This window comes from Streptomyces sp. NBC_01546 (genome assembly GCF_045208355.1).
Classification (GTDB): Bacteria; Actinomycetota; Actinomycetes; order Streptomycetales; family Streptomycetaceae; genus Streptomyces.
Map to the genome: position 1 here is coordinate 1,051,008 of NZ_CP109379.1, position 13,604 is coordinate 1,064,611.

10 protein-coding genes are annotated in these 13,604 nt (G+C 72.2%); 5 read left to right on the top strand and 5 right to left on the bottom strand.

What is annotated here, in order from left to right; translation table 11 throughout:
- Positions 1–5 precede the first annotated feature (5 nt).
- The 3 genes from OHA89_RS05240 to OHA89_RS05250 form a co-directional block, all read right to left on the bottom strand.
- Positions 6–530: a hypothetical protein gene (locus OHA89_RS05240; protein WP_266613198.1), complete on the bottom strand. Its 525-nt coding sequence runs from the start codon at positions 528–530 to the stop codon at positions 6–8.
- A 156-nt stretch (positions 531–686) separates the two neighbouring features.
- Complete coding sequence (locus OHA89_RS05245; RefSeq protein ID WP_266613200.1) at positions 687–1,457, bottom strand: NPP1 family protein; 771 nt, start codon at positions 1,455–1,457, stop codon at positions 687–689.
- A gap of 679 nt (positions 1,458–2,136) precedes the next feature.
- Entirely contained in the window at positions 2,137–2,769 is a 633-nt protein-coding gene (locus OHA89_RS05250) for a TetR/AcrR family transcriptional regulator (RefSeq protein WP_406365423.1), read from the bottom strand.
- 64 nt (positions 2,770–2,833) lie between these two features.
- Between OHA89_RS05250 and OHA89_RS05255 the strand changes: the two genes are divergently transcribed.
- Positions 2,834–4,462, top strand: a complete 1,629-nt coding sequence (locus OHA89_RS05255) for an FAD-binding oxidoreductase (protein ID WP_266613202.1) — start codon at positions 2,834–2,836, stop codon at positions 4,460–4,462.
- 155 nt (positions 4,463–4,617) lie between these two features.
- Positions 4,618–6,264 carry a D-alanyl-D-alanine carboxypeptidase/D-alanyl-D-alanine-endopeptidase gene (gene dacB / locus OHA89_RS05260; protein WP_406365425.1) on the top strand — a complete coding sequence of 549 codons (1,647 nt, stop codon included), beginning with the start codon at positions 4,618–4,620 and terminating at the stop codon, positions 6,262–6,264.
- A gap of 55 nt (positions 6,265–6,319) precedes the next feature.
- Here the strand turns inward: dacB and OHA89_RS05265 are convergent, their stop codons facing one another.
- Complete coding sequence (locus OHA89_RS05265; protein WP_406365426.1) at positions 6,320–8,563, bottom strand: WD40 repeat domain-containing protein; 2,244 nt, start codon at positions 8,561–8,563, stop codon at positions 6,320–6,322.
- A gap of 35 nt (positions 8,564–8,598) precedes the next feature.
- On the bottom strand, positions 8,599–11,055 hold the full coding sequence (locus OHA89_RS05270) for a tetratricopeptide repeat protein (RefSeq protein WP_406365427.1): 2,457 nt from the start codon (positions 11,053–11,055) through the stop codon (positions 8,599–8,601).
- A gap of 180 nt (positions 11,056–11,235) precedes the next feature.
- Between OHA89_RS05270 and OHA89_RS05275 the strand changes: the two genes are divergently transcribed.
- The 3 genes from OHA89_RS05275 to OHA89_RS05285 all read left to right on the top strand — a co-directional run bounded on the left by OHA89_RS05275 (position 11,236) and on the right by OHA89_RS05285 (position 13,287).
- On the top strand, positions 11,236–11,691 hold the full coding sequence (locus OHA89_RS05275; protein WP_215148957.1) for a carboxymuconolactone decarboxylase family protein: 456 nt from the start codon (positions 11,236–11,238) through the stop codon (positions 11,689–11,691).
- A gap of 99 nt (positions 11,692–11,790) precedes the next feature.
- Positions 11,791–12,270: an iron chaperone gene (locus OHA89_RS05280; protein ID WP_257553008.1), complete on the top strand. Its 480-nt coding sequence runs from the start codon at positions 11,791–11,793 to the stop codon at positions 12,268–12,270.
- Positions 12,271–12,420: 150 nt separating this feature from the next.
- Positions 12,421–13,287: a YhjD/YihY/BrkB family envelope integrity protein gene (locus tag OHA89_RS05285; protein WP_266613209.1), complete on the top strand. Its 867-nt coding sequence runs from the start codon at positions 12,421–12,423 to the stop codon at positions 13,285–13,287.
- The last annotated feature ends 317 nt before the right edge of the window (positions 13,288–13,604 follow it).

The window sequence follows — 13,604 nt, forward strand, 5'->3', positions numbered from 1 at the left end:
GAGACCTACTGGCGGACCGGCGGATCCGGATAGGAGCATCCCGGGTAGGTGTCGCCCTCGTATTCGATGCCGCCCGCCATCGTCTGGTCGCAGTCGGGACAGGTGACGACGAAGTGCGGGTTGACACGGAGGAAGGCCGCGTTCTTCAGCTCGAAGATCGCCTTCACCGCATCCACCCCGTGTTCGCGGATCCCTTCCTTCAGGAAGTCGTACGCACTGAACGTATGGCCGTTCTTGCACGCGAAGTCGGCGAACCGGAAGTAGCCGATGTCTCCGAGTCCCAGCTCGGACTCGATCCGCGACTTCTCCTCACTCGATACCGGTTCGAGCCGTGACGCTTTGACGCGCTCGGGCGTCCAGTGCAAGCTCCTGAGGATGCGGGCCTGCTCGCGGGACAGGAAGAAGGAAGCGGTTCTGCCGCTTCTGATCGCCTCCTGCACGAAGGCCACTACGGCTTCGTCGTCCGCCGAGAAGACGGCCTTCCCCTCGCCGACGACGGCTTCGACATGGGCCAGCAAAGATGTGTCCACGACGCGTCCTTCCAGGTCTGCAGCCTGAATCCGATCCTGTGGTCGCGGACAACTATTCTGTTCGATCGCCCCGTTCGGCGGGTGCCACACGGCAGCCGCACCCGCCCGGCCTAATGGAGGACAGCCTCACGCGCCGACGGGACCCATCGAGGACGGTCACGTCTGATACGGGTCGAAGGGGATGCCCGCCGGCTTGGCTTTGGCCAGGTGGGATGCGAAGGCGCTGTCCTTCAGGCCGAAGTGGGCGCTGCCGAAATCGGCCTGGCTGAGCTTGTCCCGCAGCGTCGCAGGGTAGCCCGACCACCCGACGAGCGCGGGGAACTGCCAGGCACGGCGGTGGTTCTCGGGCGGTTCGTCGTTGGTGTTCGCCGCGCGGAAGCAGTGGGTGCCGGCGCCGTCCTTGTGGTAGACGATCTTGGGGTGGGTGCCGTCCCAGCGGATCTGGTCGCGCGCGTGGATGTTGAAGTCGCCGTGGGCGGAGGTCGCGACGTACTTGGCCTCGTTGCCCTGGATCCACACCACCACGTGTTCCCAGTCGTGGCGGTGGCCGCCGAGCTCGATGCCGGGGATGGCCTGGTCCTTCTCGAAGTACAGCGCGTACATCACGGCGCACCAGCCGTTGTTGCAGCTCCAGCGGGAGTATCCGTTGGTGTTGTCGAGGTCCGAGGCGTCGCGGCAGTTGCCGTTGAGGGCGCCGGTGGGCTTGAGTCCGCTGTTCAGAACTCCGGTCGGGCCTATGGCGGGTGTCGGGTAGCAGCCGTCGGTGTCGTAGTCATAAGCAGGCTGGAAGGTCTGCTCGATCGCTTCGGCCTGGGCGGGCAGGGCCGGGGGTGGCGCCGCGAAGGCCGCCTGGGAAAGCCCGACGACCAGCGCGAGGGCGGCGCCGACGACCACGGCTGATCTCTGGATGTGACGGTTCGTCCGCACAACAGGCCTCCTGGCCGGTCGGGTTCGAGGATGGCGGGCGAATCACGACCACCGTCGTCCGACACGCCCGGAGCATCATTCGCGAACCGGGGCGACACGGCAAGGGTCCGGGACGTCTCTCTTCCTCACACGGCGACACTTCCGGACTGCCGCTCGGGCGAGAGGAGTTGACCAGCCGTCAGCAATGGAGGGCGCCTTGGGCTGGAATGCGGCAGGGGCACCGGTGGGCGTTGAGCGGCCCGAACCGGGCGAGGGTACTCACGGGAGGCACGGGGCCAGGGCGGGAGTGGTCCTGTCAGCTACGAGGAACCGTCGCCGCGCGGCGCGGGAGTCGGCGCGGCGCAGGAGCCCGCGCGGCACAGCAGGCCGCGCGGGATGGGAGTCCGAGCAGGATGGGAGCCCGCGCGGCACAGGAGGCCGCGGGATGGGAGCCGAAGGCCGTCAGACGGTCATCGTCCGAGGGTGTTCATCAGGACGAGGGCCAAGAGGTCCAAGAGGATGACGGCGACGACGCCGCCGATCATGATCCAGGCTCTGCGTGATTCGTCCATGCGTACGAGTCGCCTCCCGAGTCGGACATGCCGCCGTGCGCGGGTCCGGCGGCCGCCCGAAGGCCCCGCCGGCCTCTGGCCATCATGACCCGGTTCCACACGGAGCACAGGTCGGACGTCCGCCGGGGTCAGCCGGAGTGGCCGTCGGGGGTGAGGGTGGCGGCCGCCGCGAACAGGCGGGCGCAGCGCTGCGTCATGGCCGCCGGGGTCTGCTCCGGGTGCTTGACCCACCAGCGAACGAGGGTGGCGACCAGGTCCCGCCATACGTACTTGAGCGCGTCGGCGTCCAGCGGGTCGGTGGATCCGGCCGCGCGCAGCAGTTCGGCGGTGCCGCCGGCGGCGAGCCGGTCGATGGCCGACCAGTACTCCGAGGCCCGGCGTGCCGCCTCGCCGCCGGGCGGCAGGGAGGTGTCGTACAGCACGAACCACGCCTCCCGCCGACCCTCCAGGGCGGTGAAGACGCCGTGCAGTACGCGCAGCGGCGTGTGCGGAGCGGTCCCGTCCGGGCCCATCGCCGTATGGATGGCATTCAGGAGCCGATCCCCGACGGGGACCAGGCAAGCGACGTACAGGTCCTCCTTGGTGCCGAAGTACTGGTGCAGCAGCGTCTTGGTGACGCCCACGCGGGCGGCGATCGCGGGCAGCGACGCGGCCGCGTAGCCGCGGGTGCCGAACTCCTCCGTGGCCGCCTCGAGCATCTGCTGCCGGCGGTGCTCCCGCGGGACTCCCTTGGTACCGGCTTTCGAAGGTGGGGTTGCCATGAGCGGATATTATCAGTAGGTAATTTACCGCTAGGTAAATTACCTCGACCTCTGGAGCGCCTCCATGGCCGGCACCACCACGCAGCCGACGTCCCGCACCCGCTCCTGGTGGGGCTGGGGCTGGACGGACGCGCATCCCGACGACGCGGAATGCGCCGCGATGGGCGCCCTCCTGCCCGGCACCCTCAGCCGCCCGCTCCCGGTGCCCCGCGTCCGGGACCTGGGCATCGGGAGCCCCGCCGTCGAACCCCCGCCGAGCCTCGCCCACCTGGTCACCGCGGACCCGGGGGACCGCGCCGCCCACGCCATGGGAAAGGCGTACCGCGACGTGGTGCGTGCCCTTCGCGGGCGCCCCGGCCGCATCCCCGATCTCGTCGCCCGCCCGACGGACGAGCAGGGCGTGGCGGACCTGCTGGACTGGGCGGGTGACCGGCAGGTCGCCGTCGTCCCGTACGGCGGGGGTTCCTCGGTCACCGGGGGCGTGGAGTACCGCGGCGACGCCCACCGGGCGGTGCTGTCCCTCGACCTGACCGCCATGGGCCGCGTCCTGGAGGTCGACACCGAGGGCCGGGCCGCGCGCATCCAGGCGGGCACCCTCGGGCCGAGCCTGGAGGACCAGCTGCGGCCCCACGGCCTCACCCTGCGGCACTTCCCGCAGAGCTTCGAGTTCTCCACCCTGGGGGGCTGGCTCGCCACCCGGGCCGGCGGCCACTACGCCACCGGCCGCACGCACATCGACGACTTCGTGCAAGCGATGCGCGTGGTCACCCCGGCCGGCACGAGCAGCTCCTGGCGGCTGCCCGCCTCCGGGGCGGGTCCCTCCCCCGACCGCCTGTTCCTGGGCTCCGAAGGGGCCCTCGGCATCATCACCGAGGCATGGGTCCGCCTGCAGGAACGCCCCCGCCACAAGGCGTCCGCCGCGGTCACCTTCACCGACTTCCACGACGCGCTCCGGGCGGTGCGCACCCTCGCGCAGTCCGACCTCTCCCCCGCCAACTGCCGTCTGCTGGACTCCGGTGAGGCCGCGCTGTCGGGCGCGGCGCAGGACGGTTCCGCCGTGCTGGTGCTCGGCTTCGAGTCGGCGGACGAACCGGTGACAGCCCGGCTCGAGCGGGCCGTCGGCCTGGCCCGCTCGTACGGCGGCCGGTACGGCGGGACCGCAGGCCCGGACCAGGCCCCGGGCGAGGCCGCGGCCGGTGACACGGGCGGTGACGCGGCCGTGGGCGCCTGGCGTTCGGCCTTCCTGCGGATGCCCTACCTGCGCGACGGTCTGGCCAGGATGGGCGCCGTCGCGGAGACCTTCGAGACGGCGGCCACCTGGGACCGGATCCCCGGCCTGATCGAGGCGGTGCGCACCGAGGTCGGCGCGGCGGCGCTCAAGGCCACCGGACACCCGGCAACCGTCAACTGCCGTCTGACTCATGTGTATCCGGACGGGGCGGCTCCGTACTTCACCGTCCTCGCCGCAGGCCGTGCCGGTGACGAGGTCGCCCTCTGGGACGACCTCAAGGCCGTGGCGGGCGAGGTCCTGCACCGCCACCGGGCCACCATCACCCACCACCATGCCGTCGGCCGGGACCACCGTCCGGGCTACGACCGCCAGCGCCCCGAGCCGTTCGCCCTCGCGCTGCGGGCCGCGAAGGGGGCCCTCGATCCGCGGGGCATCCTCAACCCCGGCGTGCTCGTGGACTGAACGGGGCCGCGGGCGGCCGGCGGACACGGCGGCCCGGCGGGTGGACAGCCGGGCGAAGTGCGCGCCGGATGGGGCCGTGCCACGCTGGTCAGAGGCCTGGGGGCACGCTGACCGGGCGGCGCGGCCCATGTCCGTCGAGCCGAACGGGGCGTGCCATGGTGCGAGTAAAGAACACCCGATCGCGGGGGCGCCGCACGGTCGCCGGATGCGCGGCCCTGTTGCTCGTGGCCCTGATGTCGGGGACAGCGGCCGGAGCAACGCCGACGCCCACCCCGACGCCGACGCCCACGCCCACCCCGACCCCGACACCGTCCGGCGACGGCGGTTCCGGCCCGCTGGACCCACGCATCACGGAGATCATGCGGAAGCCGGAGTACCGCTACGCCCAGTGGGGCCTCCTCCAGAAGGACCCGGCCTCCGGGCGGGTGGTCCACAGCCTGTTCCCCGGACAGTTCTTCATCCCCGGGTCCACGGCCAAGCTGTTCAGCGTGTCCGGGGCGTGGAACACCCTCGGTGCCGACCACCGCTTCGAGACACCGGTCTACGCGGTCGGCGAGCGGCGCGGCGCCACCCTGACCGGTGACCTCGCCCTGGTCGCCCAGGGCGACCTCACCATGGGCGGCAGAACCAGCCCCGACGGCTCGGTCTCGTTCACCAACCTCGACCACACCTATGCCAATGACGTCCCCGGCGCCACCCTCACCCCGGAGAACCCCCTCGCCGGGATGGACCTCATGGCCCAGCAGGTACGGCGCTCCGGCATCACCCGTGTGGACGGGAACGTGATCGTGGACGACCGGCTCTTCGCCCCTGCCCCGGTCCTCGACCCGACTCCCACCCCGCTGATCATCAACGACAACCTCATCGACCTGACGACCACGCCCGGGGACCGCGCCGACGCGCCCGCGCGCCTGGACTGGCGGCCGAAGGTGGCCCCGTACGTCGTCACCTCAACGGTGAAGACCGTGGCGGCGGGCAAGCCGGCCGCCGTCACGGTGACGACCTCCGCGAACGGCACCCGGATCCGGCTGTCCGGCACGATCGCGGCGGGCTCCGAACCGGTGCTGCGGGTGGCCCCCGTCACCGACCCGGCGGCCTTCGGACGCACCGCGCTGATCGAGGCGCTCGAACGGGCCGGGGTGGATGTCACCGCCGGCCCGACGGGCCCCAACCCGGTCGGCGAGCTGCCCCGCACCTACGAGGGCCGGCCGCGCGTGGCGGTGTACACCTCGCCTCCCTTCGCCGAGTACGCCAAGCTCATCCTCAAGGTCAGCCACAACCTGGGCGCCAACCTGGGCATGTGCCTGATGGCCGTCACGACCGGCAGCCACGACTGCATGGACGGGTTCCCGGTGCTGGCCGGGTTCCTGGACGAGGCGGGCGTCGACCGCAAGCAGGTGCAGCTCCTCGACGGCCGCGGCGGCAACCCCGTCGACCGGTCCACGCCGCAGGCGGAGGCGCAGATGCTGACGTACTGGCAGCGCAACCCCGAGGCGAAGCTCTTCCGGGAGGCGCTGCCCATCCTCGGCGTCGACGGCCTGCTGGCCGAGAACTGCCGCGACTGCCCGGCGCGTGGAAAGGTGTTCGCCAAGACCGGCGCCGCCGTGGGGCTGGACGCCCTCAACGACCGCCTGGGCGTCGGAGCGATCACGATCGCCGGGTACCTGGACAAGGGCGGCGGCCGCTACGACGTCTTCTACGCCGGCGTCACCGGTGCCTCCACGCCGACGACCGACCCGAGCGGCATCCTGAGCATCGCCAACGACCTCGCCATGGTCGCCGCGTACCTCCAGGAGGAGTGAGCAGCGCGGCCGACGCCGTCGGGAACCCGTGAACCGGCTCCCGGTGCGGGGCGGTTCACGGGTTCCCGACGGGGAGCGGCGCCGGGCTGAGCACCGCGAGGTCCGGGCCGTAGGCGACCACGAGCCGCCCGTCCGGGGCCGTGGTGAGCGCGCCCACGGGGAGCGGGAGCAGGTGGTCGTCGGCGGCCTCGCACCCCGTGGCCAGGTCCCAGAAGCGCACGGACTCTTCGTGGCCGATCGCCACGACCGGCCGGCCGTCCGTGACGGTGACGGCAAGGGTTGCGTGTGAGTCCTTGTGACCGGTCTGCGCTCCGCCGATCTGCTGCAGGGTGGCGAGGTCCCACAGCCGTACGGTCCCGTCCCGGCTCTTGCTGATCGCGGCGACCCGCCCGTCCAGCAACGTGGTCGCCACGGCCGTCACCCAGTCGGTGTGGCCGGTGAGGGGTTCGCCGATCTGCCGGCCCGTGCCGAGGTCCCACAGCCGTACGGTCTTGTCCCAGCTTCCCGTGACGGCGACGGGGCGTCCCTCCAGCACGGCCGTCGCGAGGGCGGTGACCCGGCTGGAGTGGCCCGCGAGGGGCTCGCCGACCCGCTGACGGGTGGTGAGGTCCCAGACGGCCAGGGTGCGGTCGCTGCCCGCCGTGACGGCGACGGGACGGCCGTCCAGGGTCGCGGTGGCCATGGCCAGCACCCGGTCGTGGTGGGTGAGGAAGCGGCCGTCGAGGTCTCCCGCGGCGGCCGGATCCAGGATCTGCACTGCGGCGCCCGGACCGGCGGTGACGATGACGACCCGCCCGTCCACCACCGCCGTGGCGAGGGCGGCGGGCTCACCCTCCGGGCCGGTCACGGGGGCAGTGGCCGGCCGGCCGGTGGCCAGGTCCCAAGTGCGCAGGGTGTGGTCGGCGCCTGCAGTGACGGCAACGGGACGCCCGTCGAGAACGGCCGTCGCGATCGCCAGGACCGGTCCGCTGTGCCCTTGTCCTTGCTCCGCGTCGCCGTGCCCCGTCGTGTGCGAGTCGCCGAGGTCCCAGACGCGGAGTGTGTGGTCGGCGCCCGCGGTCACGGCGACCGGCCGCCCGTCCAGGACCGTCGTCGCCACGTCCCAGACCCGGCCGGTGTGGCCGGTGTGACCGGTCAGCAGTTGGCCGTTCCTGCGGTCGGAGAGCAGGTGCCACAGCGGTGTCTGCCGAGGCGTGCCGGTGGACTGGGAAGGCAGCTGTCCGATCGCGCCGATGCTTCGGATCACCCGCGTGCCGTCCGTGTGGTGGCCGTCGGCCGTCAGGTCCCAGATGCGCAGGGACCCGTCCGCCGCGGTGGCGAGGGCAACCGTCCGCCCTCCCGACACCGTGGTCTCCCGAGCCCGTACGTAGGCGCCGCGTTGACGGACACCGCTCAGGGAGCCGATGAACTCGGGGTCCTCGTCGTCGAGCCCGAGGGCGACCGCTCTCCCCTGCACCACGGTAAGGGCGGACACACCGGGCACCTCCGCGGCGCGGGACAGGTCCGGGGAGGCAGGGGAGGCCGGGGAGGCCGGGGAGGTCTCCGCCGGGTGGCCGGTGGTCAGGTCCCACACGCCCGGCACCGCGCCATCCTCCGGGGCGGTGAGGGCGAGCATGCGCCCGTCGAGGTCGACGGTCCTCACCACCCGCAGGGACTCCCCCAGTTGGCGGCCGCGGGCCAGGTCCCACAGCTCCACGGTCCGGTCCACGTCCGTGCGGTCGAGGGTGACGACGACACGGCGCCCGTCGTCCAGCGTCGCGACGTCGATCGCCGACGGGAACGCGTTGACCTGCCTGCCGCTGAGCGGGTCCCAGACGCGCAGCGTCCCTTCCGCCCCCAGGGTGAGGACGGCGCGGCACCCGTCCAGGACGGTGTCCTCCACCACCCTGACGAATTCCCCGGCCTCGCGGCCGGTGGCCAGGTCCCAGACGAGGACCGCATCGTCGGCGTGCAGCGTGAGCGCGACGGCCTTCCCGTCGGCCACCGCCGTGGCCACGGACAGCACTTCGGCCGTCACCGACGACACCGGATCGGTGTGGCCGGTGACGGGGTCATGGAGCTGTACGCCCGTCGCCACGTCCCATATCCGCACGGTGTTGTCCCGGCTGCCGGAGACGGCGACCGGCCTTCCGCCGACGATCGCGGTGCCGACCGCCGTCACCGGACCGTCATGGCCGGTGAAGGTGCCCAGCAGCCGACGGTCCGGCAGGGAAGACCCGCTCGCCCAGTCCGCCGTCCACGCGGCGGTGGGTTCTCCCGGCAGATCCGCGACGGGCTCACTCTCGGAGTTCTCAGACATGCCCAGAGGCTAGGCGCCGCCTCTGACATTCGGGGTCAGCGGGCCCCGGAGCCGAGCTCCTGCAGGACGGCCTGTCCCGCCGCACGGTGTTCGGCGGCCGCGGCCCGGTCCGTCCCGTCGAGCACGATCGCGATCCCCTCGTGGGCCAGTGCTTCCTCATGCCGGTATCCCAGCCTCGGGGCCAGCTCCAGCGCCTGCCGGTACAGCCGCAGGGCCTCCTCGGGCAGGGCCGCGAGCCGGCAGGTCTCGGCGTAGCCGTTGAGGAAACGGATCTTCCAGTGTTCCTCGAACAGCTCGTCCAACAGCGCGAAGGCCTCCCGATGACTGGCCAGTGCATCCTCGTACCGGCCCATCCGCCGCAGGGCGACACCCAGGCAGTTGAGGGCCCACGCCTCGTTGTTCATGTGCCCGTCCTCGCGGGCCAGTGCCAGCGCCCGGTGCAGGTGCTCCGCCGCCTCTTCGGGTGCCTCGCCGGCGATGGCCACGCCGAGGGTGATCCGTGCCGTCAGCGTCGGCGGCCATGCCGGGTCCGCGTGCGGAATGCCCAGCACCTCCCGGGCCCGCCGCGCCGCCTGCTCACGGTCTCCCAGTTGCAGCATCGCCCAGGCCTCGGAGGCGGCCGCGTGGGCCGCGCCCGCCGGGAGACCGGCTTGCTCGTACAACTTCCCTGCCAGCCCGAAGAGTTCGAGTGGCTCCTCGACACTCCCCTGCTCCCACCTCAGATAGCCGCGGCGCATGGCCAGTTCGGCCTCCGAGCGCACGTCCCCCGCCCGGGACACCTCTACCCCGGCCGCCTCGTACGCGGCTCCGGCCTCCGCCATCCGGCCCGCGTTGTAACGGGCGAAGCCCAGGTCGCTGTACGCCTCCGCCAGTTGCAGCGGATCGCCCAGGCGCTCGGCGGCGGCGAGCGACCGCTCGAAGAGGTGGTTGAGGTGCGTCGTACCGCACCGCCGCGCGAAGTACGCCCGCAGGAAGCGCGGCAGCTCGCACACATGCACATCGGCCCCGACGGCGACCGCCGTCTCGAAGGCGGCGATCATCGCTTCGTACTCCGCGACGAGCCAGGCCAAGGCAGTGTTCTTGTCCGTGAACCGCGGCAGCGCGGCCGGGGGACGGCCCGCGGAGGGCGACCGGCCGGGCGACAGGACCGGCATCGCGGCGTCCGCCGCGGCCGCCGCGTGCACGTAGTAGTCGAGGAAGCGGCCCAGCGCCCGCTCCCGCTCGGCCTGCGAGTCCTGCTCCGCACAGGCCGCGCGCGCGTGCTGGTGCACCAGGTCGTGCAGCCGGTAGCGGCCGGCCGTCGGCTGCTGGACCAGGTGCGCGTCGACCAGGTCCTCCAGCATCTCCCGGGCACTGTGGAGGGGCACGTCCGCCAGCGACGCCGCCAGGTACTCGTCGAAGGAGCCCCCGGGCAGCAGCCCCAGCATCCGGAACAGCCGGGCGTGCGCCCGGTCCAGCTGCCTCACGGACATGGCGAACGCGGTGTCGAACTCGTTCGCGCCCTGCGCCAGCCGCTCTACGAGGATGCCCACGGTCCACCCCGGCCGGTGCCGCAGCCGGGCCGCGGCCAGCCGCAGGGCCAGCGGCAGATGCCCGCACAGCCGCAGTACCTCGGCGGCGGACTCCGGTTCGCGGGCCAGCCGCCCTTCGGGGCCGCTGGGGTCGCCGCTGGCACGGGCCAGCAGCTCCGCGCTCTCCTGGGGGCTCAGCACGTCCAGCGACACCGGGGGCACCTCGTCCAGGCCCAGCAGCCGCTTGCGGCTCGTGATCACGACGACGGAGGGGCCTGCGCCGGGCAGCAGCGGGCGGACCTGGTCGGCGTCGGCGGCGTTGTCGAGGACCACGACGGCCCGCCGGCGGGCCAGTTCCGACCGCCAGCAGGCGGCCAGCTGTTCGATGCCCTCCTGCGGGACCCTCTCGGACGGGACGTCGAGCGCCGAGAGCAGCATGCGCAGCGCGGAGTCGGGATCGAGCGGTTCGCGGCCCTCGGTGAAGCCGTGCAGGTCCACATAGAGCTGGGCGTCCGGGTAGGGGGCGGCGAGCCGGTGCGCGGCGTGCACCGCCAGGCAGGTCTTGCCGACGCCTGCCATGCCGTCGAGGGCGACCACCTGGTGGCTTTCCAGCGCGGCGAGCACGGCGGCGAGTTGGGCCTCCCGTCCGGTGAAGTCGGGTACGTCGCGCGGCAGATCGTTGCGGGGCCTCGGCTGGACCTGGCGGCTGGACTTCGGGGGCGCTGGCAGCGGGTTCGAGGACCGTTCCCACAGGGGGCGCAGGGGGCGGGGGTCGCGCTTGACGAGGCGGCAGAGGGCGATCACCGCGGGCCAGGGCGGCACGGTTTGACCGCTGAGGTAACGCGACAGCGAGGAGGAGCTGAGTCCGGTGTCCCTCGCGAGGGCGCGTACGCCGAGCCCGGACAGCTCCTGGATCAGGCGCAGCCGGGCGGCCAGCTCGTCCTGCGGCCCGGTCTTCGCCGTCCGCTGTTCCACATCCATGGTTCCCCCGCTTCGCTGTCCCGCCCCGGCCGAAGTATTGCGGGCCAAGTCTGCGCAGATCAAGGCCATTTGAACTGTCCCAGGGCGTCCCATCGCCGTCGTCACGGCACGCCGGAGCGGCTGTCATGGAGTCACACCCCGAGGGAACGGGGAACCAACCGGTAAGAGGAGCGAACCACCATGCAGTCTCGTATGCAGAACCCCGCCGTCGTACTGTCCGGCGCGATGCAGCCCATCCAGGAGATCTTCAAGGCCGTGCACTCCGGTGGGGTGGACGGGCAGACGCTGGAGCTGGTGCATCTGCGGGTCAGCCAGATCAACGGCTGCAGCGCCTGCGTCGACGGCGGCGCCAAGTCGGCCCGCAAGGCCGGGGTGAGCGACGAGCGGCTGGCCACGGTCGCCGCCTGGCGGGAGGCCCCGTACTTCACCGAGGAGGAGCGGGCGGCCCTCACGCTGGCCGAGGCCGCGACGCGGCTGGCCGACCGTCCCGACCCGGTGAGCGACGAGGTCTGGGACACGGCCGCCACCTACTTCGACGAGAAGCAGCTGGCCGCGATCGTCCTGATGATCGGCGTCACCAACATGTTCAACCGGCTCAACGCCACGACCCGCCAGATCGCCGGCGCCTGGGGATGACGGGCCCCGGCCGGGGCCGGCGGGCAAACCCGCCGGCCCCGGCGGCCCGAAGGCATGACGATGACGTCCATCAAGCCCTGTACCAGGAGGAAACCCGCAATGAACGACACGCAGAAGCCCGCCGAGAACACCACCGCGACCGACAGCTCCTCGAAGAGGTTCACGGACGAGGAGCGCGGCGCGATGAAGGAGCGGGCCCAGGAGCTGAGGGCGTCCGCGCGCCGCGGATCGCGCGCCGACAAGGCACGGGAGGAGGAAGCCGCCGTGCTCGCGAAGATCGCCGAGATGTCGGACTCGGACCGGGTCATGGCCGAACGGTTCCACGCGGTCGTCAAGGCGAGCGCGCCGGAACTCGCACCGAAGCTCTGGTACGGGATGCCCTCGTACGCCAGGGACGGCAAGGTCGTCTGCTTCTTCCAGAGCGCGCAGAAGTTCAACACGAGGTACGCGACGCTCGGTTTCAGCGACAAGGCGAACCTCGACGAAGGCGCCATGTGGCCGACCTCGTACGCCCTGAAGGAGCTGACCGCCACCGACGAGGCGAGGATCGGCGCCCTCGTGAAGCAAGCGGCGAACTGAGGCCCGGGCCAGGTCCGCGCACCGGAAGCGATCCGGCGTCACACCTTCCTCAGGAGACGCCGGACATGCCGGAGATTCCCCTCTCCCCCATTCTTCTCATGGAGAGGCCGCCACAGCCGACGGGCGCCGTTCCCGGAAGGAGGCGTCACCGTGCCCGGACCCCGTGCCTGGCCGCGTCGCTTCACCATGCCGGGCTGGATGCGCAAGTACACGCCGTTCCTGGGCCGGATCCTCGAGCAGCTCACCAGCATCTACGTACTGGACTGCGCCACTCGGCTGGCGGCGCAGGCGTTCCTCGGCGCGATCCCCGCCGTCTTCGTCATCGCGGCCGTCTCCCCCGACTGGATGCGCGAGCAGCTGATCTCGACGATCAGCTCGACCCTGGGCCTGACGGGCCCCGCGCTGGACCAGGTGCGCGCCGTGTACGCGGCCGGTGACGCCGCGGCCGTCGCGAGCACCGGAGCCGTGGGCATCCTGGTGACCTTGCTGTCCGCCACCGCCTGCAGCCGCGCCCTGCAGACGACCTGCGAACGGTCCTGGCACCTCCCGAAAGCCGCCGCCCGGCTCGCCGCCTGGCGCTGGCTCGCCTGGATCGGCGTGTGGCTGGCCGCCCTGATCTTCCAGGGACCGATCCAGAACGCGTTCGGCACCGGCCGGGCGCTCGGCGCGGTCCTCGCGCTGGTCAGCGGCACCCTGCTGTGGTGGTGGACCCAGCACCTGCTGCTCGGCGCCAGGGTCCCGTGGCTGCCGTTGCTGCCCGGCGCGATCCTGGTCGCGGTCGGGGAACAGGTGGTCACCTGGGGGTCCAGGTTCTACATGCCCCGCGCGATAAACCGCAGCCTGGAGCAGTTCGGGGGCCTCGGGCTGGTCTTCGTCATGCTGTCGTGGCTGATCATGTTGTTCTTCGTCGTCACGGTGGGCATCGCCGTGGGATACGTAGTGGCCCACGAACCCCTGCCGGCACGCCACCTGGGCACTCCCGCCGACGCCCCGGAGGAGACGGCCACCCGGGGGTGAGTCAGACCCCGCCAGGGTGACACGACTGGTGATCACCACCGATCACGGCTTGAGTGGAGGGCGTGGGCCGATCACAGTGCGTACCCGGTGAACCTTCGGTGGCTTCATGCGGAACCCGAACCCCGTACCCGTAGGGCCCGAGGTCCCGGGACGTCCGGAGCTCCCGAGCCTGGCGCCGTCCGGTGACCCGATGCTCACGGTCAGATTCGCCGTTCCGGCCGTGCCGAAGCTCCTGGTGTCCCGGCCCGAGCTGCTGAAGCGCCTGACGGCGGGGATGGGGGGCCCGCTCACCCTCGTCAGCGGTCCGGCCGGCGCCG

What these genes read in the sequence shown, in the direction of transcription:
- OHA89_RS05250 (WP_406365423.1), bottom strand. Translation starts at nt 2,769, where the DNA reads ATGGCAACCCCACCTTCGAAAGCCGGTACCAAGGGAGTCCCGCGGGAG.
- OHA89_RS05255 (WP_266613202.1), top strand. Translation starts at nt 2,834, where the DNA reads ATGGCCGGCACCACCACGCAGCCGACGTCCCGCACCCGCTCCTGGTGG.
- dacB (WP_406365425.1), top strand. Translation starts at nt 4,618, where the DNA reads ATGGTGCGAGTAAAGAACACCCGATCGCGGGGGCGCCGCACGGTCGCC.
- OHA89_RS05265 (WP_406365426.1), bottom strand. Translation starts at nt 8,563, where the DNA reads ATGTCTGAGAACTCCGAGAGTGAGCCCGTCGCGGATCTGCCGGGAGAA.
- OHA89_RS05270 (WP_406365427.1), bottom strand. Translation starts at nt 11,055, where the DNA reads ATGGATGTGGAACAGCGGACGGCGAAGACCGGGCCGCAGGACGAGCTG.
- OHA89_RS05275 (WP_215148957.1), top strand. Translation starts at nt 11,236, where the DNA reads ATGCAGTCTCGTATGCAGAACCCCGCCGTCGTACTGTCCGGCGCGATG.
- OHA89_RS05280 (WP_257553008.1), top strand. Translation starts at nt 11,791, where the DNA reads ATGAACGACACGCAGAAGCCCGCCGAGAACACCACCGCGACCGACAGC.